The 24,988-nt window shown below is 30.6% G+C and carries 24 protein-coding genes and 2 other annotated features; of the genes, 1 reads left to right on the forward strand and 23 read right to left on the reverse strand.

Annotated features, from left to right (window positions below):
• Positions 1-16: 16 nt before the first annotated feature.
• Positions 17-1,201, reverse strand: a complete 1,185-nt coding sequence (locus C7U54_RS10785; RefSeq protein WP_022002408.1) for a phosphoglycerate kinase — start codon at positions 1,199-1,201, stop codon at positions 17-19.
• 84 nt (positions 1,202-1,285) lie between these two features.
• On the opposite strand from C7U54_RS10785, the gene C7U54_RS10790 reads away from it, so the two are divergent.
• Positions 1,286-1,585, forward strand: coding sequence for a rhodanese-like domain-containing protein (locus C7U54_RS10790; protein WP_022002407.1), 300 nt, complete (start codon positions 1,286-1,288; stop codon positions 1,583-1,585).
• A 23-nt stretch (positions 1,586-1,608) separates the two neighbouring features.
• Here C7U54_RS10790 and C7U54_RS10795 read toward each other — a convergent pair whose 3' ends face one another.
• From C7U54_RS10795 to C7U54_RS10900, 22 genes are all read right to left on the reverse strand, one after another.
• Complete coding sequence (locus C7U54_RS10795) at positions 1,609-2,466, reverse strand: YitT family protein (RefSeq protein ID WP_022002406.1); 858 nt, start codon at positions 2,464-2,466, stop codon at positions 1,609-1,611.
• Between the two features lie 122 nt (positions 2,467-2,588).
• A complete protein-coding gene (locus C7U54_RS10800; protein ID WP_107030296.1) occupies positions 2,589-3,683 on the reverse strand; it encodes a MerR family transcriptional regulator in 1,095 nt (364 codons plus the stop codon).
• A gap of 21 nt (positions 3,684-3,704) precedes the next feature.
• On the reverse strand, positions 3,705-4,754 hold the full coding sequence (locus tag C7U54_RS10805; protein ID WP_107030297.1) for a MerR family transcriptional regulator: 1,050 nt from the start codon (positions 4,752-4,754) through the stop codon (positions 3,705-3,707).
• 18 nt (positions 4,755-4,772) lie between these two features.
• On the reverse strand, positions 4,773-5,693 hold the full coding sequence (locus C7U54_RS10810; protein WP_107030298.1) for a TraB/GumN family protein: 921 nt from the start codon (positions 5,691-5,693) through the stop codon (positions 4,773-4,775).
• Between the two features lie 102 nt (positions 5,694-5,795).
• Positions 5,796-7,475 carry a biosynthetic-type acetolactate synthase large subunit gene (gene ilvB, locus C7U54_RS10815; RefSeq protein WP_107030299.1) on the reverse strand — a complete coding sequence of 560 codons (1,680 nt, stop codon included), beginning with the start codon at positions 7,473-7,475 and terminating at the stop codon, positions 5,796-5,798.
• Positions 7,476-7,491: 16 nt separating this feature from the next.
• Positions 7,492-9,171, reverse strand: coding sequence for a dihydroxy-acid dehydratase (gene ilvD / locus C7U54_RS10820; protein WP_107030300.1), 1,680 nt, complete (start codon positions 9,169-9,171; stop codon positions 7,492-7,494).
• Positions 9,172-9,183: 12 nt separating this feature from the next.
• Positions 9,184-10,266 carry a 3-isopropylmalate dehydrogenase gene (gene leuB, locus C7U54_RS10825; protein ID WP_107030301.1) on the reverse strand — a complete coding sequence of 361 codons (1,083 nt, stop codon included), beginning with the start codon at positions 10,264-10,266 and terminating at the stop codon, positions 9,184-9,186.
• A gap of 10 nt (positions 10,267-10,276) precedes the next feature.
• On the reverse strand, positions 10,277-10,753 hold the full coding sequence (gene leuD / locus C7U54_RS10830) for a 3-isopropylmalate dehydratase small subunit (protein WP_107030302.1): 477 nt from the start codon (positions 10,751-10,753) through the stop codon (positions 10,277-10,279).
• Positions 10,753-12,027, reverse strand: coding sequence for a 3-isopropylmalate dehydratase large subunit (gene leuC / locus C7U54_RS10835; RefSeq protein WP_107030303.1), 1,275 nt, complete (start codon positions 12,025-12,027; stop codon positions 10,753-10,755). The genes leuD and leuC overlap by 1 nt, the downstream gene beginning before the upstream one ends.
• Positions 12,028-12,115: 88 nt before the next feature.
• Positions 12,116-13,132 carry a ketol-acid reductoisomerase gene (gene ilvC / locus C7U54_RS10840; protein WP_107030304.1) on the reverse strand — a complete coding sequence of 339 codons (1,017 nt, stop codon included), beginning with the start codon at positions 13,130-13,132 and terminating at the stop codon, positions 12,116-12,118.
• A 14-nt stretch (positions 13,133-13,146) separates the two neighbouring features.
• Positions 13,147-13,635 carry an acetolactate synthase small subunit gene (gene ilvN, locus C7U54_RS10845; protein WP_048925154.1) on the reverse strand — a complete coding sequence of 163 codons (489 nt, stop codon included), beginning with the start codon at positions 13,633-13,635 and terminating at the stop codon, positions 13,147-13,149.
• A gap of 13 nt (positions 13,636-13,648) precedes the next feature.
• A complete protein-coding gene (gene leuA / locus C7U54_RS10850; RefSeq protein WP_022002543.1) occupies positions 13,649-15,325 on the reverse strand; it encodes a 2-isopropylmalate synthase in 1,677 nt (558 codons plus the stop codon).
• Positions 15,326-15,385: 60 nt separating this feature from the next.
• Positions 15,386-15,636, reverse strand: a binding site (T-box leader).
• Positions 15,637-15,737: 101 nt separating this feature from the next.
• On the reverse strand, positions 15,738-16,778 hold the full coding sequence (locus tag C7U54_RS10855) for a D-alanine--D-alanine ligase family protein (RefSeq protein WP_107030305.1): 1,041 nt from the start codon (positions 16,776-16,778) through the stop codon (positions 15,738-15,740).
• Positions 16,779-16,788: 10 nt separating this feature from the next.
• Entirely contained in the window at positions 16,789-17,415 is a 627-nt protein-coding gene (locus tag C7U54_RS10860) for a lysozyme family protein (RefSeq protein ID WP_107030306.1), read from the reverse strand.
• A 3-nt stretch (positions 17,416-17,418) separates the two neighbouring features.
• Positions 17,419-18,750 carry a UDP-N-acetylmuramoyl-tripeptide--D-alanyl-D-alanine ligase gene (locus C7U54_RS10865; protein ID WP_107030307.1) on the reverse strand — a complete coding sequence of 444 codons (1,332 nt, stop codon included), beginning with the start codon at positions 18,748-18,750 and terminating at the stop codon, positions 17,419-17,421.
• A gap of 9 nt (positions 18,751-18,759) precedes the next feature.
• Positions 18,760-19,953, reverse strand: a complete 1,194-nt coding sequence (locus C7U54_RS10870; RefSeq protein ID WP_107030308.1) for a DUF5050 domain-containing protein — start codon at positions 19,951-19,953, stop codon at positions 18,760-18,762.
• Between the two features lie 62 nt (positions 19,954-20,015).
• Positions 20,016-21,368 carry a zinc ribbon domain-containing protein gene (locus tag C7U54_RS10875; RefSeq protein ID WP_107030309.1) on the reverse strand — a complete coding sequence of 451 codons (1,353 nt, stop codon included), beginning with the start codon at positions 21,366-21,368 and terminating at the stop codon, positions 20,016-20,018.
• Between the two features lie 51 nt (positions 21,369-21,419).
• Positions 21,420-22,055 (reverse strand): methionine ABC transporter permease, encoded by a 636-nt coding sequence (locus tag C7U54_RS10880; protein WP_022001624.1) that lies wholly within the window; start codon positions 22,053-22,055, stop codon positions 21,420-21,422.
• The gene (locus C7U54_RS10885) at positions 22,052-23,020 is read right to left on the reverse strand and encodes a methionine ABC transporter ATP-binding protein (protein WP_022001625.1); all 969 of its coding nucleotides are present in this window, start codon (positions 23,018-23,020) and stop codon (positions 22,052-22,054) included. The genes C7U54_RS10880 and C7U54_RS10885 overlap by 4 nt, the downstream gene beginning before the upstream one ends.
• Positions 23,021-23,033: 13 nt before the next feature.
• Positions 23,034-23,516: a peptide-methionine (S)-S-oxide reductase MsrA gene (gene msrA / locus C7U54_RS10890; RefSeq protein WP_107030310.1), complete on the reverse strand. Its 483-nt coding sequence runs from the start codon at positions 23,514-23,516 to the stop codon at positions 23,034-23,036.
• Positions 23,517-23,527: 11 nt separating this feature from the next.
• Entirely contained in the window at positions 23,528-24,349 is an 822-nt protein-coding gene (locus tag C7U54_RS10895) for a MetQ/NlpA family ABC transporter substrate-binding protein (protein WP_107030311.1), read from the reverse strand.
• A 58-nt stretch (positions 24,350-24,407) separates the two neighbouring features.
• Positions 24,408-24,645 (reverse strand) — a binding site (T-box leader).
• A gap of 49 nt (positions 24,646-24,694) precedes the next feature.
• Entirely contained in the window at positions 24,695-24,979 is a 285-nt protein-coding gene (locus C7U54_RS10900) for a hypothetical protein (protein WP_022001628.1), read from the reverse strand.
• Between the last annotated feature and the right edge of the window lie 9 nt (positions 24,980-24,988).

The following is a 24,988-nucleotide window of genomic DNA, read 5'->3' on the forward strand; positions in this document are numbered from 1 at the left end:
ACAAATACCTTCCTTATTATTTATCATCAATTGCAGCGATACCTGGAAGAACTTTACCTTCCATATATTCTAATGAAGCTCCACCACCAGTTGAGATGTGAGAAACTTTATCAGCATATCCAAGTTGCATTACTGCAGCAGCGCTATCTCCACCACCAATGATAGTGTTAGCACCTTCTAAACCAGCTAAAGCTTCACATACAGCGATTGTTCCTTTAGCGAATGGTTCCATTTCGAATACACCCATAGGTCCATTCCATACAACTGTTTTAGCACCAGCTAAAGCAGCTTTGATGTTTTCTACAGATTTAGGTCCGATGTCTAATCCCATGTATCCATCAGGTACATCTTCACCACAAACTTTAATATCACCTTCTGCAGCAAATGCAGTATTGATTACAGAATCTACTGGTAAGATTAATTTATCTCCAGCTTTAGCTAAGATATCTTTAGCTACGTCAATTCTATCATCTTCAACTAAAGAGTTACCGATTGAATGACCTTGAGCTTTAGCGAAAGTATAGCACATACCTCCACCAACGATAACTTTGTCAGCAATTTTTAATAAGTTTTCGATAACTAAGATTTTATCAGAAACTTTAGCTCCACCTAAGATAGCAACCATTGGTCTTTCTGGATTACTTACAGCTTTTCCAATGTAGTTGATTTCTTTTTCTACTAAGAAACCAGCTGCTGATGGTAAATGAGCAGGGATTCCAGCTGTAGAAGCATGAGCTCTATGAACTGAACCAAATGCATCTTCAACAAATACATCACCTAATGAAGCCCAGTATTTTCCTAATTCAGGATCATTTTTACTTTCTCCAGCTTCATAACGAGTGTTTTGAACTAAGATAACTTGTCCATTTTCAGCGTTTTTAACAGCTTCTTCTAATTCAGCACCACGAGTGCAATCTACGAATTTTACATCTCTACCTAATAATTCAGCTAATCTAGGAGCAACAACAGCTAAATTGTTTTTAGCTTTGTCTTCTTCAGTTTTCACTTTACCTAAGTGAGAGAATAAAACGATAGCTTTTGGAGATTGTTCTAATAAATATTTGATTGTTGGTAATGCAGCAACAATACGATTATCATTAGTAATTTCTCCTGTTTCTTTACTTCTTGGTACGTTGAAGTCAACACGAACTAAAACAGTTTTTCCAGCGACTTCAATATCTCTAATTGTTTTCTTATCCATTTTTATAATTCCTCCATGGCTGAATTATATCATCTATAATCATTGTTTTCAATTAATTTCATATTATATTATGAGGTGAAAAATATGAAAAATACGAATGTAATCCCTATCCAAAAAATCCCATCTATGTTAGAGAATGATTATCAATTTGTCGATTTAAGAGATCCCTATGAGTATAAGAAAGTTCATCTGACAAAATTCACAAATATTCCCTATGAAAAGTTCAATCTCAATCAATATTACTTTTCTAAAAAAGAACCACTTATTCTTATTTGTTATAGCGGAGCTAAATCAAAAAAACTCGCTGATGATCTATGTCAACAAGGCTATGATGCTTACAGTATTGAAGGTGGATTCTATTCTATTTTGCATCAAAAGACATAAAAAAATTAACGGGTGTATACTCGTTAATCCAATGGTTTATTATAAAAACGTCCAATAAAGTTTTCAACTTTAGTTACAGAAACAATAATTTTAGGATCTGTTTCTTTTAAAGCTTCTAAAACATCTCCAACTTCATAACTTGATACAACTGCTGTTAAATAGCTTACAGGATGATGTGAATATCCTCCATAACCATCTAAAGCAGTAATCCCATGATGGAATTTTTCTAAATAAGTATCCACCACTTCGTCTTTTTTTGCAGTATAGATGTGTAACATAACTCGTTTATATCGTGTATGGAAAGTAGAAATTGTTTTTGTTGAGATAAATTGGAACAAAATAGAATACCCTGCTTTATCAAATCCAAAAATAACTCCAAAAATACATAAAATCATAGCATTAAAGACAAAAACTTGCATCCAGATTTCTCGCCCATTTTTATTAGCAAAATATAAAGCAATAAAATCTGTACCACCTGAAGAAGCACCCGCTTTTAAAGCAAGTACAATACTCATTCCCCAAATATATCCACCAAATACAACATTTAAAACTTGTTCATCAAATAATGGATAATTTGGAATGATTTGTAATAAAAATGATGTTAAAAAGACTTGTAATAATGAAAAGAATACAAATCGTTTTGATATTTTCTTGGCACAAATAAGCGCAACAGGTACATTTAAAGCAACTAAAGTGAATGCTGTTGGAATTGATTTTCCAAATAAATCAGCAATCATATCTACAAGTAAGGCAATACCCATAAACCCACCTGACAATAAGTGTGCTGGTCTTACAAATGTTTTAGTTGTAGCAGCCATAATCAGCGAAGAACAAAAGACACATCCAAAACTAATTAAATCTCTTTTTTTTATCTTTTTCATAATCTTTCTCCCTAAATTCCACTACATTGTACTCTTTTAGAAACAATTTACAACAGGCAATTATAAAAAAATAAAGTTAATTTATTAACAAAGAAAAAGGATTAAATATACATCTAATCCTCTTATCTATTCTTTCCATTTTTATGATAAATATTTTCAAAATAATCATACAATTTTAATTCATTTTGTTCAAAATAATCAATTACTTCATCACTTGCTTGAATATCAATATTCTTATTTCTTAATATTTGATAAACCATGTTAGGATTTTCCTCAACTGATTTTCCCATATCAATGACAAATTCAAATCTATCTTGAAAAATAAAACTAAATTGCATTACATAAAATGTATATAATCCCTGATGTCCTCCACCACCTTTTGTAAAATAAAGTTCTAATTTTACTCTTCTTAAATCTTGCCAACTATATTCCTTATTTTCATTATTTTCTTTTTTAGTTATCAAACTTTTTAAAATAGATTTTCTGCTTTGATAACGATAACTACAAATTGAAATCTTATTATCTGTTAATTCAACATATTCTAATTTAGTTTCACAAATAACAAATATAATCAAAAGAATAATAAATGAAATACACATAGAAAGAATGATGAGTCTCCCTGATGCTTCATAAAAAGATATTTGAAAATGTTGTACTGAATTTTGTGTTTGTTCGTTAACATAAGATATCATATTAGGAAATGCTAAACCTATTAAAATTCCAAAAATAGCAGAAATAAATAAAGATAAAGCAACAATACCTAATAGACTCCTTGGTATCGACTTATAACCAATTACCACTGTTTGATCTTTCTTAAAATAATCAAATACTTTCTTTAAATCTCTTTTCTTAACTTTTTTATCTCCTATTTGATTATCTTCAATTACTTGATCTAATAAGGGAATATTCTTTTCCTTTAAATCTTTACACATATTTTTTATATATTGTAATGATTCTATTTCGGTATTTACCTTTTGAATATGACTTTCTAAGACATCTTGAAATGTAACTTTATTATTTAAGATATCTTTAATATCTTCTATAGGTACATTGATATCTCTTAAAAACATAATTCTTTCTATTTTATGAATATCTTCTTCATTATAATTTCGATAACCATTTTCATCTCTATAAGGTTGAATCAATCCCATCTTTTCATAATATCTTAGTGTATAAGAACTGATTTTTAATTTTTCTTGAACTTCTTTTATTTGCATAATTTTCACCTACTTTTTTAACTATCTGTTTTTACCATTTTTATGATAGATATTTTCAAAGAAATCATAAACACTTAATTCATTTTGTTCAAAACAATCTAATATTTCATCACTAGTCACAATTTCTATATTTTTATTTCTTAATATTTGATAAGCAGCTTTAGGATTATTCCATTCTAAAAAACTTTTGCTTGAAGAATTTTTAAAATGAAATATATATTTTGGTAAATAATAATACATCGTCTTACTTGTTCCAATTCCTATTCCACCGTACTTAATTACTAATTTAATTTCTACATATTTTAAATCCTCCCAACTATAATTCTCCATAATAGTTGTTAAATCTTTCTTTAAAATTAGATAACTTAATTTTATATGTGATACTTTTTTTGCATCTAAAATAGAAATCTTATTATCTGTAAGTTCTATATACTTTTGTCGTGAGCACATATAAGAAATACTCACAATTGAAAGTAACATAACTAAAATCATTAATATCAAATAAATAGAAATATGGTTTATTGTTCCCTTTTTCAAAATATTAAATCTTTGTAAATAATTAATAGCAGCAAATGTTAGAACTGGAGCAGTAATCAATGCATAAATAAATGTTCTAAAATACATATTCAAATCAAATCTCGTTCCAATAACCACCGTTTGATCTTTCTTAAAATAATCAAATACTTTCTTTAAATCTCTTTTCTTAACTTTTTTATCTCCTATTTGATTATCTTCAATTACTTGATCTAATAAAGGAATATTCTTTTCTTTTAAATCTTCACACATGTTTTTTATATATTGTAATGATTCTATTTCGATATTTACTTTTTCAATATGACTTTCTAAGACATCTTGAAATGTAACTTTATTATTTAAGATATCTTTAATATCTTCTATAGGTACATTGATATCTCTTAAAAACATAATTCTCTCTATTTTGTGAATATCTTCTTCACTATAATTTCGATAACTATTTTCATCACGATAAGGTTGAATGAGTCCCATCTTTTCATAATATCTTAGTGTATAAGAACTGATTTTTAGTTTTTCTTGAACTTCTTTTATTTGCATAATTTTCACCTACCTTCATTATTTCATACATTCAACTAAATAGCCATCATCCTTTAATAATTGGATAATTCCTTTTTTACCATAGAGATGTTTACATCCTACACCTATAAAATCATGTTTATTATTATGAATACTATCGGCTAAAGTATCTTTCATATGAATGTTTCTATTATATGCAAGTATATTCCAATACTTTTCATACTTTTCTTTATCACTATCATTTAATTGTTCCAACTGATTTAACAATAAATTTTGTTCATCTTCATAATATTGTGTATTACCACTATAATAAGCATCTAAATCTTCTTTAGCACTTTTTATTACCATTTCTTTATTTGCTAAATTATCTAATATCGTCTCTGAGTAATCCCCTGATAATTCAGTTATTAGCTTCATTTGAAATTCAATACCTTCAACTTCTTTAAAATTCTTTTTCTTTTGAGCATACTCATAAATATATTTATCAATTGCACTAAACTTACTTATATTGGCCTTATTCAATACTTCAGGATCACTATTTATAAGTGAGTTTATTACAAATACATTATAGAGTGCATAACCAGGTTTTCCTTTCAAACTTTTGTATTGTTTCATAAGATTTTCATATTTATCTTCTAGACCTAAATCACGAATTGAATTGTACGTATTGTATTTAGTGATTTCTTCTGTTTCTTTTGGCGATGGTTTCATATCACATTCCAAATAAATCGAATCACTTTCATCTAATACTTTCTCTGTTGTTTTATCTAAACTTTTAATAGGATATCTTCCTGGATGACATGTTCCAAATAAATATGAATAATTTCCTTCTTGATTAGATACTTTATATAAAAACATACTTGTATCTATTACTCTTGCATTTTCTTCTTTCTTTTGTGTTGTACAACCACTTACCATCACTAAAACAAGAACTATGATTAATTTCACTAACTTTTTCATCTTATTTCCCTTCTTTCTACTTGAAACATACACTTTAGAGTAGCTAGAAGGTCAAGTATTTCATAAAAAAAGACCAAATATTTCTATTTGATCATTTAATAATTATTTATTTTTTAAATCTGTTTCATCAAATGCTTTAGAAATAGCACCACCTGGAGCAACCATTGGGAAAACTTTATCATCTTTACCAATCATTACTTCAATTAAAACAGGTCCATTTGTATCTAAGGCTTCTTTAATAGCTGGAGCAACTTCTTCTTTAGTAGAAACACGAATTGCTTTACATCCTAATCCTTCAGCAACCTTACAGAAATCAACTTTATCATCTAAAATTGTATTACTATAACGTTTACCATAGAATAATGTTTGCCATTGTCTTACCATTCCTAATACCTTATTGTTGATAACAACTTGAATAATAGGTACATTGTAACGACTTGCTGTCGCAAGTTCATTCATGTTCATTCTAAAACATCCATCACCAGCAATATTAAATACTGGGAAATCAGGATTTCCATACTTAGCACCAATTGCAGCGCCTAAACCAAATCCCATTGTTCCAGCTCCACCAGATGTAATTAATTGACGAGGACGGCGATAATGGTAATATTGTGCAGCCCACATTTGATGTTGTCCTACGTCCGTACAAATGATTGCATTACTATCAGTTAAATAATCAATTTGTTCAATCACATAAGGTCCTGTAAGTGTTGATTCATCATAAGTTAATGGATAACGATCTTTTAAATCTCGAATTTGTTTTAACCATTGAGGATGATTTTGTCTTTCAAGTTTATTATTTAATTCACTTAAAATACATTTAGCATCACCAATAATACCTAAATCAACTTGAATATTTTTATTGATTTCAGCAGCATCTACATCAATATGAATAATTTTAGCATTTGAAGCAAATGTTTTTGTATTACCAGTTACACGATCAGAGAAACGTGCCCCAATTGTAATTAATAAATCACATTGACTCACCCCAAAGTTACTTGCTTTTGTTCCATGCATTCCAAGCATTCCTGTATAACGAGGTCTTGTATTATCAAAAGCCCCTTTACCCATTAATGTTTCACAAACAGGTGCATCAATTTTTTCAGCAAATTCTTTTAATTCTTGACTTGCACCAGATGAAATAACACCACCACCAGCAAAAATAAATGGTTTTTCACTTTCTTTGATCATTTCAATTGCTTGATCTAAATCTTCAACAGTATATGTTTCAATTTTAGGTTCAATAGCTTTTGGTTGAAGTGATTCAAATTCCATCTTTTCTGCAGTAACGTTTTTAGTAACGTCTACTAAGACAGGTCCTGGTCTACCTTCTTTTGCAATATAGAATGCTTTACGAATTGCAGGCACTAAATCTTTAATATCTTTAACGATAAAATTATGTTTTGTAATCGGCATTGTCACACCAGTAATATCAATTTCTTGGAAACTGTCACGTCCTAAGATTTCAACACCAACATTTGCAGTAATAGCAACAAGTGGTGTTGAATCCATATAAGCCGTCGCAATTCCAGTAACAAGGTTTGTTGCCCCTGGTCCTGAAGTAGCCATACAAACACCAACTTTTCCTGTTGCTCTTGCATAACCATCAGCGGCATGAGAAGCACCTTGTTCATGAGAAGTCAAAACGTGATTGATTTTATCTTGATAACGATAAAGTGCATCATAGACGTTAAGAATAGTTCCTCCCGGATAACCAAACACTGTATCGACACCTTGTTCAATTAAACATTCACATATAATTTCTGAACCAGTTAACATCATTTTGTTTTTCCTCCTTTTATTTTTTTTCTTCTGGTGCTTGTAATACCGCACCTTTATCTGCAGATGTTACTAAAGAAGCATATCTTACTAAGTAACCTTTTTTAATACGAGGTTCTCTTGGTTGCCATTTAGCTTTTCTTGCAGCCATTTCTTCATCACTAACACGAACATTCATTGAATGATTTAAAATATCAATATCAATAATATCTCCTTCTTCAATAAAAGCAATTGGTCCACCTAAAGCAGCTTCAGGTGCCACGTGTCCAATAGAAGCTCCACGAGTAGCTCCAGAGAAACGACCATCTGTGATTAAAGCAACATCTTTATCTAAGCCCATACCAGCGATTTCTGAAGTTGGTGATAACATTTCACGCATTCCAGGTCCTCCTTTAGGTCCTTCATAACGAATAACAACAACATCACCTTTAACAATTTTTCCTTCACGAATAGCTATAATGGCATCATCTTCACAGTCAAAGACACGCGCTGGTCCTGTATGTACCATCATTTCTTTAGCAACCGCTGATTGCTTTACAACCGCACCATTTGGACAAATATTACCTTTTAAAACAGCGATACCACCATAAGGTGAATATGGATTTTCAACTGGACGAATGATTTCAGGATCTAAGTTGACGCATCCTTCAATATTCTCAGCCACTGTTTTTCCAGTAACAGTTAATAAATCAGTTGATAATAAACCTAATTTATTAATTTCATTCATTACTGCATAAATTCCACCTGCTTCATTTAAATCTTCCATAAATGTATCACCCGCTGGAGCTAAGTGACATAAGTTAGGTGTCTTCTTAGAAATTTCATTCGCAATTTCAAGATTTAAAGTAACTCCTGCTTCATGAGCAATAGCTGGTAAATGAAGCATTGAGTTAGTAGAACATCCAAGTGCCATATCCATTGTTAAAGCATTGGTAAAAGCTTTTTCAGTCATAATATCACGAGGACGAATATCTTTTTTAATTAATTCAACAATTTGCATACCGGCATGTTTAGCAAGTCTAATTCTTTCTGAATAAACAGCTGGAATTGTTCCATTTCCACGAAGAGCCATACCTAAAACTTCAGTTAAACAGTTCATAGAGTTTGCTGTATACATACCTGAACATGAACCGCAAGTTGGACAAGCTTTTTGTTCAAATTCATGAAGTTTATCTTCTGTCATATTTCCCGCATTGAATTGTCCTACTGCTTCGAATAATGAAGATAAACAAGTTCTTTTACCATCCATTTTACGACCAGCTAACATTGGTCCACCAGAAACAAAGATTGTTGGAACATTGACTCTGGCAGCTGCCATTAATAATCCTGGCACATTTTTATCACAGTTAGGAATCATAACTAAACCATCAAATTGATGTGCTTCAGCCATTGCTTCTGTACTATCAGCAATTAATTCACGTGTTACAAGTGAATATTTCATTCCTGTGTGGTTCATGGCAATACCATCACATACAGCGATTGCCGGAATTTCTACTGGTACCCCACCAGCTAAATAAATTCCTTTTTTAACAGCTTCACAAATTTTATCTAAGTTCATATGTCCTGGAACGATTTCATTGAAAGAATTGACAACCCCAATTAATGGTCTTTCTAATTCTTCATCTGTATATCCAGCGGCATTGAATAATGAACGATGAGGCGCTCTTTCAGTTCCTTTTTTTACAAAATCACTTTTCATCCCTATATCCTCCTATAAATGACTTACAATAAGGTCTCCCATTTCACGAGTCCCTACTAATGTTTTACCTTCTGACATGATATCTGTTGTGCGATATCCTTCTTTTAATACCTTTTCAATTGCTTCTTCTACTGCTTTAGCTTCTTCATCCAAATCAAAAGAATAACGAAGCATCATTGCTGCTGATAAAATAGTTGCAATTGGATTAGCAATATTTTGCCCAGCAATATCTGGTGCACTACCATGACTTGGTTCATACATACCAAAACTATCTTCTCTTAAAGAAGCACTTGATAACATTCCAATAGAACCAGTAACCATACTTGCTTCATCTGATAAAATATCACCAAACATATTTTCAGTTAAAATGACATCAAATTGTTTTGGATCTCTTACAAGTTGCATTGCACAGTTATCTACTAACATATGTTCTAAAGTAACTTCAGGATATTCTTTAGCAACTTCTTCTACAACTTTACGCCATAAACGAGAAGTATCTAAAACATTTGCTTTATCCACGCTTGTTACCTTTTTATTTCTTTTCATCGCAATATCAAATCCACGTTTAGCAATACGACGAATTTCAACTTCACTATAACTCATTGAATCATGAGCAACCATTTGATCTCCTTCTTTTTCAGTAGAACGTTCACCGAAATAAAGACCACCTGTAAGTTCACGCATGATCATCATATCAAATCCACCTTCAGTTAATTCTTCTTTAAGTGGACAAGCCCCTTTTAATTCATCATATAAATAAGCAGGACGTAAATTAGCAAATAATCCTAATTCTTTTCTAATTTTTAATAAACCTGCTTCTGGTCTTAATGATGGCTCTAATTTATACCATGGTGAAGTTGTCGTATTTCCACCAATAGCCCCTAATAAAACACTATCGCTTTCTTTAGCAATTTTTAAAGCTTCATCACTTAATGGTACACCATAAGCATCAATTGAACAACCACCCATTAAGATTTCTGTATAATTAAATTTATGATTATATTTTTTTGCAACAGCATCTAAAACTTTCATCGCTTCTGTAACGATTTCAGGTCCGATTCCATCACCTTTAATAACCGCAATATTCTTTTCCATTTCTAATCCCCTATTTTTTAGAATTTACGTAATTTACTAAACCATCAGCATCAATCATCTTTTGTAAGAATTCTGGGAATGGTTGACTTTGATAAGTTTCATTTTTTGTTTTATTAGTGATAACACCTGTAGAAAAATCAACTTCTACTTCATCACCAACTTCAATTTTATCAGCTGCTTCCTCGCATTCCATAATTGGGAATCCAATATTAATTGAATTACGATAGAAAATACGTGCAAAGCTTTTAGCGATAACACATTTAACACCTGCAGTTTTTAAACAAAGAGGTGCATGTTCTCTCGAAGAACCACAACCAAAGTTTTGACCTGCAACAATAATATCTCCTTTTTCTACAGTTGTGGCAAAAGTAGGATCAATATCTGCCATTGCATGACTTGCAAGTTCTTTAGCATCAAATGAATTTAAATAACGTGCAGGAATAATTACATCAGTATCTACATTATCTTTATATTTATAAATTTTCATTATTCTTTACCTACCTTTTCAGGATTTGCGATATATCCAGCAATCGCACTTGCTGCAGCAACTTGTGGAGAAGCTAAATAAATAAGTGCTTCTGTATCTCCCATACGACCTACGAAGTTACGGTTTGTTGTAGAAACACATTTTTCACCTTTAGCCATAACACCCATATGACCACCCATACATGGTCCACAACTTGGTGTATTAAAAGCACATCCAGCTTCTACAAAGATTTCAGCTAAGCCTTTTTGGATACATTGTAAGAAGATTTTTTGTGTTGCTGGTACAACCATTACACGTACATTATTTGCTACTTTTTTACCTTTTAAGATAGCAGCTGCCTTTTCTAAATCAGATAAACGTCCATTTGTACATGATCCAATAACAACTTGATCAATATAGATTTTATCTATTTCTTCAATTTCATCAATTGTATGACCATTTCCTGGTAAATGAGGAAATGCTACTGTTGGTCTAACTTCACTTAAGTTAATATCAATCACTTGTTCATATTCAGCATCTTCATCTGCTTCGAAGACTTCATAAGGCTTTTTAGAATGTTTTTCAATATAAGCAATTGTTTGATCATCAACAGGGAAAATACCATTTTTAGCTCCTGCTTCAATGGCCATATTACAAATTGTAAAACGATCATCCATTGTTAAATATTGAATACCGTCTCCCACAAATTCCATTGATTTATATAAAGCCCCATCAACACCAATTTTATCAATAATATGTAAAATAACATCTTTCCCACTAACATATTCACTTGGTTTACCAGTAATCACAAATTTAATTGCACTTGGTACTTTAAACCATAATTCCCCAGTTGCCATTCCAGTGGCGATATCTGTTGTTCCTACACCTGTAGAAAAAGCTCCTAATGCCCCATAAGTACATGTATGACTGTCTGCCCCAATAATACATTCACCAGCCACAACGATTCCTTTTTCTGGCAAGATAGCATGTTCTACACCACATTTACCTTGTTCCATACGATGTGTTAAACATTGTTTGTTTGTAAAATCCAAAATTGCTTTTGAGTTTTCTGCAGATTTAATATCTTTATTTGGTGTAAAGTGATCTGGCACTAAAACCACTTTATCTTTATCAAAGACTTTATCTGCCATTTTATCAAAAATTGGTAATGCCATTGGCCCTGTAATATCATTTGCCATTACAACATCCAATTTTGCTTCAATTAATTGTCCCGCTTCAACATGATCTAATCCCGCATGTTTTGCTAAGATCTTTTGTGTCATTGTCATTGCCATTTTTTAAATTCCCCCTTCATTTTTAACCTTAGTAGGTTGTCATTAGAAAGTCACGACTTTCCAATGACAACACACTAAAGTGTGTTGATTAGTTATTAATTAATTTATCTTCATCAGACCAAGAATAAAGTTTTCTGATTTCTTTTCCGACTTTTTCTGATTCATGTTCTGCAGCTAATTTTCTCATTGCTTTGAAATGTGCTTGTCCTCCAGCTGCTGACATGTCTAATAAGAAGTCTTTTGCGAATGTTCCATCTTGGATATCTTTTAAGATTTGTTTCATTGCTTTCTTTGTATCTTCTGTGATGATCTTTGGTCCTGTAATATAATCTCCATATTCTGCTGTATTTGAAATTGAATATCTCATTCCTTCAAATCCTGATTGATAGATTAAGTCTACGATTAATTTCATTTCATGGATACATTCAAAGTAGGCGTTTCTTGGATCATATCCTGCTTCTACTAATGTTTCAAATCCTGCTTGCATTAAAGCACATACTCCACCACATAAGACTGCTTGTTCTCCAAATAAGTCTGTTTCTGTTTCTGTTCTGAATGTTGTTTCTAATACACCTGCTCTTGCTCCACCGATTGCTAATGAGTATGCTAAGGCGATGTCTTGTGCTTTTCCTGTGTAGTCTTGTTCTACGGCTACTAGACATGGTGTTCCTTTTCCTGCTTGATATTCACTTCTTACTGTATGTCCTGGTGCTTTTGGTGCAATCATTGTTACGTCTACATTTTTAGGTGGTACGATTTGATTGAAATGAATATTGAATCCATGAGCAAACATGAGCATGTTTCCTTCTTCTAAGTTTGGTTCAATTGATTCTTTGTATAATTTTGCTTGTAATTCATCGTTGATTAAGATCATGATGATATCTGCTTTTTTTGCAGCTTCTGCTGATGTACAAACTTCAAATCCTTGTTCTTCAGCTTTTTTCCATGATTTTGATCCTTCGTATAATCCTACGATGACTTTTACTCCTGATTCTTTTAAGTTTAATGCATGTGCATGTCCTTGTGAACCATATCCGATGATGGCTACTGTTTTCCCATCTAATAATGATAAGTCACAATCTGATTCATAAAAAATTTTTGCCATTTTTAATATCCCCCTTAATCTTCTTGGCTTCCTCTATGCATTCCAACGAGTCCTGTACGGGCAATTTCTGTCACGTTGAATCCGTTAAGCATCGTTAATAACTGATTGACTTTTCTTGTATTCCCAGTAACTTCTATAATTAATGAAGTTGGTGAAACGTCGATAATATGTGCTCTAAAGATATCAACAATTGAGTTGATATTTGTTCTTTGATCAGCATTTGCATCTACTTTAATTAAGACAAGTTCTCGATAAACTGAATCATCTGGTTCAAGTTTTTCAATTTCAACGACTTCTACAAGTTTCCCTAATTGTTTTTCAATTTGCGTTAAAATTTGTTCATCACCAGTAGAAACGACTGTCATACGTGACATTCCTTTAATATTTGTTTGTCCTACTGAAATACTTTCAATGTTATATCCTCGTCTACTAAATAAACCAGCAACACGGTTTAATACCCCTGGATTATTTTCAACAAGTAATGACAAAACAAGTCTATCCATGTTTTAATCCTCCCTATTTTTTCAATTGTTTATGAATTCTATTCATAGCTGAAATGATTGCTTTAATTGTTGCTGTTGTAATATTTGGATGTACCCCTACTCCATATTCTTGAACAGCACTTCCTTTAACTCTTAAATAAACATAAGCAGCTGCTTTTGAGCTAGATCCTGATGATAATGAATGTTCACTATAATCTAAGAAATGTGTATAAACAAAGCCATTTTCATTAAATGCATCTTTAACAGCATCAATTGGTCCATTACCATAACCAACAATTGTTCTTACTTCACCATGATCTTTTAATGTAATTTCTGCTTTTCTTTCAAATTCAGAATCATCTTCAGAAATATCAATTAATTTTTGTTTAATAAATTCATATGGTTCTTTAATATCTACATATTGTTCAATAAATGTATCATAAACTCTTTCTGGTGAAACTTCTCCTTCTTCTTCAGAAATATCTTGAATCACTTTTGCAAAGTTCACTTGTAATCCTTTTGGTAAATGATAGCCATACATGCTTTCCATAACATAAGCAACGCCACCTTTACCAGATTGTGAATTAATACGAACAATTGGTTCATATTGTCTACCTAAATCACTTGGATCAATTGGTAAATAAGGGACTTCCCACATCTTTGAATTTCTTTCTCTTAAAGCATGCATTCCTTTATTGATTGCATCTTGGTGACTTCCAGAGAATGCTGTAAAGACTAATTGTCCAACATATGGATGTCTTGGTGGAATATCCATTTTTGTACATTTTTCATAAACATGTTTAATATCATTAATACTTCCTAATTCTAATTGTGGATCAACTCCATGAGTGAACATATTTAAAGCAACAGTCACAACATCAACATTTCCTGTTCTTTCACCATTACCAAATAACGTTCCTTCAACACGATCAGCACCCGCTAATAAAGCAAGTTCAGTTGAAGCAATTCCACAACCTCTATCATTATGAGGATGAACAGAAACAATGACTCTTTCACGATCTTTGAAGTTACGACACATCCATTCGATTTGATCAGCATAAACATTTGGTGTATCCATTTCTACAGTTGAAGGTAAATTGATAATCACTTTATTATCTTTACTTGCTCCCCATGTATCCATAACAGCTTCACATACTTCCATTGCATAATCAACTTCAGTTCCTGTAAAACTTTCTGGTGAATATTCAAGAATAACTTTTCCTTCAAATTCTTTTGATAAATCTTTTACTAATTGAACACCATCAATTGCAATTTGTTTAATTTCATCTTTATCTTTGTTAAAGACAACGTCTCTTTGTAAAATAGAAGTTGAATTGTAAACATGGACGATGGCTTTATCTAATCCTTTTAAAGCTTCAAATGTTTTTCTAATTAAATGTTCTCTTGCTTGAGTTAATACTTGAACCGTCACATCATCAGGAATTAAATTTTCTTCAATTAATAATCTTAAGAAATCATATTCAATTTGACTTGAAGAAGGAAAACCTACTTCAATTTCTTTAAATCCTAAGTCTACTAAAAGTTGGAACATTTCCACTTTTTCTTCTATTTTCATTGGTGTAATTAATGCTTGATTTCCATCTCTTAAATCAACTGAACACCAAATTGGTGCTTTTTCAATTGTTTTATCAGGCCAAGTACGGTCTTTTAATTTAATTGTTTCAAATCTCTTGTACTTTTCGTAATTCATTTCCATTTCCTCCTTAATAATATAAAAAAACTCCCGTCTCAAAATAGCCAATCCAGCCATTTTGAGGACGAGAGTTATATTACTTCGTGGTTCCACCTCAATTTGTGAATAAATCACTTTATCCACCTCGCTAAGTACGCTACATAATAGTTCATACTCTTACAAAATAACGGTTGCATACCGTAGCCACCTACTTAAGTTCAGCGCTCCACTCAAGGATGAGTTCAGTATTACTCAAACAACTCTTTTCACCAACCAGAATTTCTCTACGCCTTGAAATAGTACTTACTAGTTCCTATCGAAGTATTTATTTTATGGTTACTTGTAATGTTAGACTTTTTTTTTTACAAAGTCAATGTCTTTAAGATAATTTCAATAATTTAAAATATATTATTAAATTAATATTTTTTTATTATTTATCAAAAGCAAGTTTAATGACTCTATCTAATAATTCACTATAAGAAATACCAAAATCATTCATTAATTGTGGATACATTGAAATCTTTGTAAATCCAGGTAAAGTATTGATTTCATTTAAATAGATTTGATTTGATTTCTTATCTAAGAAGAAATCAACTCTTGATAGACCATGTCCATCAACTGCTTTAAATACTCTTAAAGCATATTCACGAATCTTATCTTGAATTTCTTGATCAACTAAAGCAGGAATACATGTTTTACTTTCTTCATCTTCATATTTAGATTCAAAAGTATAGAATTCACCATGAGGCATGATTTGTCCAACACGTGAAACGATTGGATCATCATTTCCTAAAACAGCCGTTTCAAGTTCGATACAATCAACACATTCTTCAACGACAATATGACGATCATATTTTGAAGCTTCAATAAGTTTAGTCATTAAATCTTCTTTATGATCACAACGATAACATCCTACACTTGATCCAGAACGACTTGCTTTAATAAAACATGGGAATCCTAATTCTTCTTCCACTGTTTTTTCAATATCTTCAATTTCATCAAATTGTTTATTGACAACAACAAGTTTTCCATCATATCTTTTTTTAACATATAAGGATTTTACTTGAGGAATCCCTGCTGTTTCTAAAATCTTCTTTGTATAGATTTTATCCATAGATACTGCTGAAGCTAAAACACGACATCCCACATAAGGAACTCCAGCAAGTTCAAATAAACCTTGGATTGTTCCATCTTCACCAAAAGCTCCATGTAAAATTGGTAAAACAACATCTTGTTGTTTTAATAAACCAAAAACATCTTGAAGAGCTTTTGCATTGTCTAGCCATGTATCTTTAGCAAGATCTTCTTGATTTTGATCTAAAATATACCAAGAACCATCTTGATCAATTCCTACTAAAGTCACATCATAATTTTCTTTATTTAAATTATTCATTACTGAAGTACAAGACATACGAGAAACAATATGTTCACTCGATTGTCCGCCACAAACAACCATTAATTTTTGTTTCATAATAATCTCCTTATCGATATAATTCTAACCAATCATCAACAAGAGAAGTATCTGTATAATAACGTAAAACATGATATACATACTTACTATCTCCATAGACGGATACATTATATTCTTTTTTACATTTTTGCGAAAACGCTATAGCATTTTGATAAGTGTATTGCTTGTCAGTTTGTTCAACATATTTAATATATCCAATACCATAATTATAAGATTGTAAGGCTAAAAAGATGCCTTTTTCATCTTTTATTGAAGTCACATTTGCATGTTTTAAACACTTTGCAAAGTATTGAATACCTACTTGAATGGAATATTCAGGATTATTGATGGCATTGGGCTTCTTTTCAAACTGTGTATTAAATTCACATTCTGAAGATTGCATAGGATCATTTCCCTGCCCCCCTGATTCTTGCATCATCATCGCTTGTAATAATTCTATATATTCTTCTATATCATTTTCTCTAGCATATTTTAGCATTAAATCTTCATAATTCAATACCTGAGTTGAAACCAATGGATTCTCTTGTTTAAATTGATTTTTTATAAGTTGAAAGAATGAAAAAGCCAATAAAAACAATAATGCAGCAAGAATTAACTGAAAGGGTCTTTTTAATCTTAATTTTTTCTTTTTTTTCATAACTTATATCTTTTCTACAATTTCTTTTAAATTCATAGAGTGACTTCCTTTAACTAAAACCACATCATCATTCTTTAAAAATTGATCTAATTGTTCAATAACTTCTTGATTAGAAGTAAAATAATAAACATTCTTCATTTTTTCTTTTGCTTTTTGATACATATACTTTGCTTCTTTTCCAATACAAATCAAAACATCTATTTCTTTAGTAGCAACATAGTTTCCCACTTCTTCATGAAGTTGTTGACTATAATCTCCAAGTTCTAACATATCCGCTAAAATAGCAACTTTACGTTTTTTATAATTTGTTAGAACATCAATACTTGATTTCATTGAATCAACACTTGCATTATATGTTCCATCAATAATTGTTTTATGATTTTTTTCAAGAATATCCATACGATTCTTCGTTAATTTAAATTCTTGAATTCCTTTTTTAATATCTTCTAGAGAAATATCTAACTCTAATCCTACTGCAATTGCAATTAACGCATTAAAAACATTATGCTCTCCTTGAACAGGAACCCAAATTTTTTCACTTTGATCATGATAATGAACAATAAATGTACTGTGATCTTCAAATAATTCAATATCACTTGCTTGAATAGAAGCCCCTTCATTTTTTCCAACTCTTACAACATTTAAACGAGGTAAATCAACAGTCTGTAACATATCATTATCATTATTAATAATTAAAGTAGATTGATCTTTCATACCATCTGTAATTTCTAACTTTGCTTTTAAAATATTTTCACGACTTCCTAGTTCACCAATATGTGCTGTTCCAACATTGGTAATACATGAGACATCAGGATGAGCAATCATAGATAATCTTGACATTTCATTTAAATGATTCATCCCCATTTCTAAGACCATGACTTCTTCATCTTGATATCTTAAAATTGTTAATGGTAGACCTATTTCATTATTATAATTACCTTCTGTTTTTAAAGTTTTATATTTTTGTTTAACAACACTATAGACCATATCACGTGTACTTGTTTTTCCAACACTTCCTGTAACTCCCACAACCTTTACAGGGCGATGACTTCTTAAATAAATGGCCATATCTTTTAAAGCTTGATAAGTATCTTCTACTTTAATCACAATTTTATCTGGATAACTTACATCTTTAGCGGTAATAATTGCTGTTGCTCCTGTTTGAAAAGCACTTTCAATAAAATCATGTCCATCAAATCTTTCACCTTTTAAAGGAATATACATTCCTCCATGTTTCATTTGTCTACTATCTTGACTAAAGAAACAAATCTCATCTTCTTTATTTCCAGAAACTAAAATACCTTTTGTTGCCTCTAATATTTCATATACTTTCATATTATTCTCCTATGCATCTTGTAAATTTTCAAATTCTTGTGCTGTATTTTCATTTAAAGCTTTATATTGCCCTTTAATATTGAAAACAATATATTTGATTCCACTTTCTTGAACATATCCTTTGGTAAATAAATCAGATCCTAAAACTTGTAAATCTGATACAACGATATTCTTAAATAAAATCTGATCATCTTTCCCATTTAAACTCATCATTTTAAGTTGGGTTCCTGTCGCATAGACAATTTTATTATTGACTAAAGCAATGGCTCTATTTTCTACTTTTTTGATTGTTTCTTGTTTTAATGTTCCTTTATTGATTTTTATAATTTGTGAATTATCAGTAAGATATAAATCTTTGTTATCAAGAGCGAATGTACATTGTTTTTCATAGAGTGTTTCAATATTTTCACCTGTAATTGTCATTCTTTTTAAAGCATATTGTTCATCATTTTTAGCTAAATAATAAATATATTTTCCATCTATTGTAATATCATAAGATGTTTCATCATTTAATTTTTGATTTGTTTGATCATCCAATGAATAACGATATAAACTTTCATGATCTTGATCTAATTGATAATAAATAACATGATTTTTTATAATTGGATAATACACATTTTCTAATATTTGGGTCGTTGTTTTTGTCTTTAAATCATAAGCTTGATAATTATATTGAGAATCACAATAATAAAGAACATGATTTTCAATACTTAAATAGCCCACACAATCCTCTATCAATACTTCACTTGTTTCTAATTCATCTAAATCACTTACTAAAAGTTGATTATTGATAACATAATAAAGATGTTGATTATCTTTTAGATATTGTCCACCTGCTTGATTATTAGCAGAAACATTATACGTACTCACTTTGCCTTTTAAGACATAATTTTTTTCTTGACTTGACGTTGATTGTAAAGGATGACTTGTCATATAACTTCCTAGAAAAACAGCTGATAAACATAAAACAGCTGAAAGTATCCAAAGAATTGGCTTTTTCCAATATCCTTTATAAGGATCCTCTTCTTCAACAACCTCCTCTTGTGTTTGTCTTGTTCCACAGGCAGGACAAATTTCTTCATCTTCGCTTAAAGGGAGATGACAACGAATACATACTTTTTTTATTGGTTGAAGCTGTTTTCCACATTGAGGACAAAACAGCATATCATCTTCGACATATGTTCCACATTGACTACAATACATTCTTATCACTCCTAGTGACCTTATTCTACCACAGTCATAAAATAAAAAGAATGACTAAATTGTCATTCTCCAATTGATGTATACATTCCTTCACTATTTCCAATAAAATAATGTTGACTATAATCATCATCATAGGCATAAAAAACAACATATTGACCAGCAACAAAATAATCTCTTGCATCATCGTAAATAGCATATTGCTCATCTCCTACATATGAATCCAATTGATCATCAAAGCTTTCTACATAAGCAATATCTTGTTGATTTGCTTCATCTCTTGCGAGTGCAAAACGATAAATATTATCAACTTCTTTAAGTCCTTTTTCCTCTTGTGTATCTAAATCAACATAATAGATTCCTTGATAAGTACGATAATATAATAAACCATTAGAAAAATAACAATCATCATAACTATCAACATCTTTTTTCAAAACATTTCCATTAAAATCAATTAATTGATTTTTATAATTTAAATTTTCATATAAAATACGTTGGCTTTGATCATCAATACTAAAATGATTTACATTCTCTTTGATCTTTTTATTATCTACTTTATTCATTTGATCATCTATCGTTAAACAATATAAATTATCATTTTGAATATAGAAAATAGATTGATCAAGAACATAACAATCATAGGCATCATTTAATAAAGTCTTTTTATTATTTTGATGATCTGCAAAAATCAAATCTCCATATTGTAAATAGAAATAACCTCGATCATCTACATAAAGATGATCACAACTTCCTTCTTCTAAAACTTCTTTATTTTCAAGTGTTGAATCATATTTAAGAAGTTGATCTCCTGTTGCTAGATATAGATGATTTTGATAAATATAAACTCCACCACTATTTTTTTGGAAATTATAATTATAATCACTGCGTGATGTATCTTGTTGAATGTTAAAATCTGTTAATGAACTATTTCCACTATCATCAAAAGATGTCGTTTCATCTGTTTCTAAACTATCTCCTATGAATCCAATAATTGCTCCTGCAATCGGAATAATTAAATTAAAAGCAACAATAATTCCTATAATTATTTTAACAATTCGTTTATTTTTTCTTACATTTGGATGATTAAACGTTTTTTTATTTTTTTGAATGGGTACATACTTATTCAAATCTTTAAAAGGCTTTTTATAATCATAGGCATTCTTTTTATAATCATAACTTTCAGAAACTGTATGATAATTATGACTTGCTTCACTATGTACACTTGTATCAGGGGTTACTTTTTTTATTGGCTCAGACTTACGATAAATTGTAGGACTTCCACAATTAGAACAATATTCTTGATAAGGATAAATAAGTTTTGAACATACTGGACACGTTGTTTTCCCAATTTGTTTATGCCCACATAAATGACATTCTAAACTATTACCAATTTCTACCCCACAATATTTACACTTCATACTCCCCCTCCTTTTTTTCATCATATCATAAAAAAAGACCTCTTTGGTCTTTTAAGATAATTTTTTATATAAATGATTGCCGATTGTTTGGATAATTTGTACAAAGATAATAAGAATGATACTTGTAACAACAAGATAAGGAATCTTGTAGGCTTGATATCCATAACGAATAGCAATATCTCCAAGTCCTCCTGCCCCTAAGGCACCACCCATTGCACTATAGCCAATAATACTAATCATAGTAAGTGTTATTCCTGATAAAATAGCAGGAATTGCTTCTTTTAAATAAATACGATAAATGATTTGAAAATCACTGGCTCCAAATGATTTAGCTGCTTCAATTAACCCAACATCAACACTTCTTAATGCACTTTCGATAACTCTAGCAACAAAAGGAATAGCTGAAATTGTAAGTGGCACAAGAGCTGCTGTCGTTCCAATCGCTTTACCGGCAATAAGTCGTGTAAGAGGTATTACGATGACCATTAAAATTACAAATGGGAAACTTCTAAAAATATTAACAAGAATATCTAAAATTGTATAAATAACTTTATTAGGTTTTAATCCATCAGGTGCTGTGAGTGTTAAAATAATAGCAGGAATAAAACCTAAAATAACAGCAAAGAAAGTTGATCCAATGACCATATATAACGTTTCATACGTTGCTTTTAAAATAACATCGCTCATACAATTTCCTCCCAGGTAATTTTTTCTTGATCTAAATAATTTTCTACTGCTTGTAGATCTTTTTCATCAATATTGATAATAAGGCTTCCCATCATGGAGCCTCTAAAGTTTTCAAGTTTTCCTTGGCAAATATCAAAGTTGATATCAAGTGTTCTAGCAAGTTGTGTAATCGTATGTGATTTGGAATTATTATTTGTAAAGAATAATTTAATATTTTTACCAGTTTGTGGCAGAATTTCAATATCATCGCCCACAAATTTTTGAATTTCTTGATTTGGTGCCACAAAAAGTTCTTCCGGTTTACCCACTGATAAAACACGTCCATCTTTAAGAAAAGCGACTTTATTACAGATTTGTTTAATAACTTCCATTTGATGTGTGACAACTACAATCGTAATATTCATCTCTTTGTTGATTTTTAATAATAGATTTAAGATATCTCTTGTAATTTGTGGATCTAATGCTGATGTAGCTTCATCACATAAAAGAATTTTGGGATTTAAAACAAGTGCTCGAGCAATCGCTACTCTTTGTTTTTGTCCTCCACTTAATTGACGAGGATAAGCTTGACTTTTTTCCTCTAATCCCACCAATTTCAAAAGTTTTTCAATTCTCTGTTTATTTTCTAAACTATGAGGATCTTGTTTCCAAAACTTTAATGGTAAAGCAATATTATCATAAACATTTAATCTATTTAAAAGATTAAAGTTTTGAAAGATCATACCCATTTCTTTTTGAATATCACTCATTTGTTTTTTATTTAAAGATGAAATTGCTTGTCCATCAACAATCACTTCTCCTTTTTGAAAATTCTCTAGACCATTGAAACAACGTAGCAATGTTGACTTACCTGCTCCACTTTGTCCAATGATTCCAAAAATATCTCCTTTTTCTATCTTAAAAGAAATATCTTTGAGCACTTCTAAAGAGCCATAACTTTTATATAAATTTTGAATTTCAATCATAAACCTCTTCCTCTCAACCAAAGAAACATTTTCCTATATGGCAATATCCTTGGGGATTCTTTTCTAAATATTTTTGATGATACTCCTCTGCTTCATAGAAATTATCGAGTGGTTGTATCTCAACAACCACTTTTTCTTGATAATTTTTTTGAATTTCATTTGTTTTATTTTGAATAATTTCTAAGTCACTTTCATTTGTATAATAAATACCTGTACGATAAGAAATTCCTTCATCTTCTCCTTGTTTATTTAAAGAAGTAGGATCAATTATTTTATAATAATCATCCAATATTTGATTTAAACTTCGAAGACTTTCATCATATTCAATTTTTACCGTTTCAACATGTCCTGTTTTCCCCGCTTTAACATCTTCATATTTTGGATTTTCTGTACGTCCATTGGCATAACCTACTATTGTTTTAATAATTCCTTCAAATTGGTCAAAATACTTTTGAACGCCCCAGAAGCATCCTCCCGCTAAATAAATAACACTCATTTTAAATCTCCTTATTTTGTTGGATCTGTAAAGACATCTTTCACTGATCCTTTATATTTTTTAATATAGTTTTTCACTTTTTTAGATTGTAATGCTTTCTTTAAAGCTTTTGTTTTAGCAGTATTTTCATTTCCTTCTTTAACTACTAAGTAATTGATATAAGGTTGTGCTTCTTCATCTGTAAAACTTTCTGTTAATAAAACGTTTGCGCTATCTCCTAAATTATGTTCTAATGCATAGTTTCCATTGATAACAGCAACATCTACATCTGGTAAGTTGTTTGATAAGTTGGCTGCTTCTAATTCTTCGATTTTATAATTATGTGGATTTGATGTAATACTTGATGTTGTATAAAGTGTATCATCGTTTAATTCAATTAAGTTATTTTTAGCAAGTAAAGCAAGTGCTCTTGATTCATTTGAACCATCGTTTGGTACAGCAATTGTAGCTCCATCTTTTAAATCATCTAATGATTTTAAGTTTTCTGAATAGAGAGCCATTGCTTCATAATGAATACCGGCCACGGCTTTTAAATGTAATTTTCTTTCTTTATTTTGTTCTTTTAAATACGCTAATGTTTGGAAATAGTTAGCATCTAAATCTCCATCTTCTAATGAAGTATTAGGTGTTACATAATCTGTAAATTCAGTCACTTCTAATGTATAACCTTCTTTTTCTAACTCATCTTTAACGACATCATTTAAGATCTCTGCATGCGGTATAGCTGTTGCTCCTATTTTAATTGTTTTATCATCGTTTGATGATCCATTAGCACATCCTGCAATTGATAATGCAAATGCTGCTGATAATAATAATTTTAATCCCTTTTTCATTTTTCTTTTCCCCTTTTTCTTTTATTACAATACAACAAACAAAAAACTCGTCCTTTATACAAAGGACGAGTTACCTCGCGTTACCACCTTAATTTAAAATAACCTCACGATTATTTCCTCATCGAGTACCATCATACTCTATCACTTTAACGGGTGAATCCGTCATAGCCTAACCAATATCTTGGGTCGGTATGCAACTCCAAGGCCATTTTCGTTTATCTTCCATGTTTCTTTTCCACCAACCAAGAACTCTCTAGGCATTTTCAATAAATTACTTTCCTTTTCAATGTCTTTTTGTATTGTTGGTACCATAGTATACCTCTATGAATTAGATGTCAATAGTTTTTATTCATTTTCATCTTTTTCTACATAATTTACATCAATAACATCGTCACTCCCATTACGGTAAGCTTGACCTGATTGATAAGCAGCTTTTTTCTCTGCGATTTCTTTTTCAATTCTTTCATTATATTCTTTCAATTGTTTTTCATATAAGTATCTTCTAATAAAAGAATAAATCACAAGAATAGCAATAATGATCCATGTAATAGGACTGAATAATAAATTTAATAATAAACTTAAAACTAAAATAACAACTGCAATAACTAAAATAATTTGATAAATTGGCATTTTTTTACT

The sequence above is a fragment of the Faecalibacillus intestinalis genome (assembly GCF_003024685.1).
Classification (GTDB): Bacteria; Bacillota_I; Bacilli_A; order Erysipelotrichales; family Coprobacillaceae; genus Faecalibacillus; species Faecalibacillus intestinalis.

Bases quoted from the DNA above. Each gene is read 5' to 3' on its own strand.
- C7U54_RS10810 (WP_107030298.1), bottom strand. From the start codon at position 5,693: ATGAAAAAGTTAGTGAAATTAATCATAGTTCTTGTTTTAGTGATGGTA.
- ilvD (WP_107030300.1), bottom strand. From the start codon at position 9,171: ATGAAAAGTGATTTTGTAAAAAAAGGAACTGAAAGAGCGCCTCATCGT.
- ilvN (WP_048925154.1), bottom strand. From the start codon at position 13,635: ATGGATAGACTTGTTTTGTCATTACTTGTTGAAAATAATCCAGGGGTA.
- C7U54_RS10855 (WP_107030305.1), bottom strand. From the start codon at position 16,778: ATGAAACAAAAATTAATGGTTGTTTGTGGCGGACAATCGAGTGAACAT.
- C7U54_RS10885 (WP_022001625.1), bottom strand. From the start codon at position 23,020: ATGATTGAAATTCAAAATTTATATAAAAGTTATGGCTCTTTAGAAGTG.
- C7U54_RS10875 (WP_107030309.1), bottom strand. From the start codon at position 21,368: ATGAAGTGTAAATATTGTGGGGTAGAAATTGGTAATAGTTTAGAATGT.
- ilvC (WP_107030304.1), bottom strand. From the start codon at position 13,132: ATGGCAAAAATTTTTTATGAATCAGATTGTGACTTATCATTATTAGAT.
- C7U54_RS10860 (WP_107030306.1), bottom strand. From the start codon at position 17,415: ATGAAAAAAAAGAAAAAATTAAGATTAAAAAGACCCTTTCAGTTAATT.
- C7U54_RS10785 (WP_022002408.1), bottom strand. From the start codon at position 1,201: ATGGATAAGAAAACAATTAGAGATATTGAAGTCGCTGGAAAAACTGTT.
- leuC (WP_107030303.1), bottom strand. From the start codon at position 12,027: ATGGCAATGACAATGACACAAAAGATCTTAGCAAAACATGCGGGATTA.
- leuB (WP_107030301.1), bottom strand. From the start codon at position 10,266: ATGGAAAAGAATATTGCGGTTATTAAAGGTGATGGAATCGGACCTGAA.
- leuA (WP_022002543.1), bottom strand. From the start codon at position 15,325: ATGAATTACGAAAAGTACAAGAGATTTGAAACAATTAAATTAAAAGAC.
- C7U54_RS10870 (WP_107030308.1), bottom strand. From the start codon at position 19,953: ATGTATTGTAGTCAATGTGGAACATATGTCGAAGATGATATGCTGTTT.
- msrA (WP_107030310.1), bottom strand. From the start codon at position 23,516: ATGAGTGTTATTTATTTAGCGGGAGGATGCTTCTGGGGCGTTCAAAAG.
- C7U54_RS10790 (WP_022002407.1), top strand. From the start codon at position 1,286: ATGAAAAATACGAATGTAATCCCTATCCAAAAAATCCCATCTATGTTA.
- ilvB (WP_107030299.1), bottom strand. From the start codon at position 7,475: ATGATGTTAACTGGTTCAGAAATTATATGTGAATGTTTAATTGAACAA.
- C7U54_RS10865 (WP_107030307.1), bottom strand. From the start codon at position 18,750: ATGAAAGTATATGAAATATTAGAGGCAACAAAAGGTATTTTAGTTTCT.
- C7U54_RS10805 (WP_107030297.1), bottom strand. From the start codon at position 4,754: ATGCAAATAAAAGAAGTTCAAGAAAAACTAAAAATCAGTTCTTATACA.
- C7U54_RS10895 (WP_107030311.1), bottom strand. From the start codon at position 24,349: ATGAAAAAGGGATTAAAATTATTATTATCAGCAGCATTTGCATTATCA.
- C7U54_RS10880 (WP_022001624.1), bottom strand. From the start codon at position 22,055: ATGAGCGATGTTATTTTAAAAGCAACGTATGAAACGTTATATATGGTC.
- C7U54_RS10800 (WP_107030296.1), bottom strand. From the start codon at position 3,683: ATGCAAATAAAAGAAGTTCAAGAAAAATTAAAAATCAGTTCTTATACA.
- C7U54_RS10900 (WP_022001628.1), bottom strand. From the start codon at position 24,979: ATGCCAATTTATCAAATTATTTTAGTTATTGCAGTTGTTATTTTAGTT.
- C7U54_RS10795 (WP_022002406.1), bottom strand. From the start codon at position 2,466: ATGAAAAAGATAAAAAAAAGAGATTTAATTAGTTTTGGATGTGTCTTT.
- leuD (WP_107030302.1), bottom strand. From the start codon at position 10,753: ATGAAAATTTATAAATATAAAGATAATGTAGATACTGATGTAATTATT.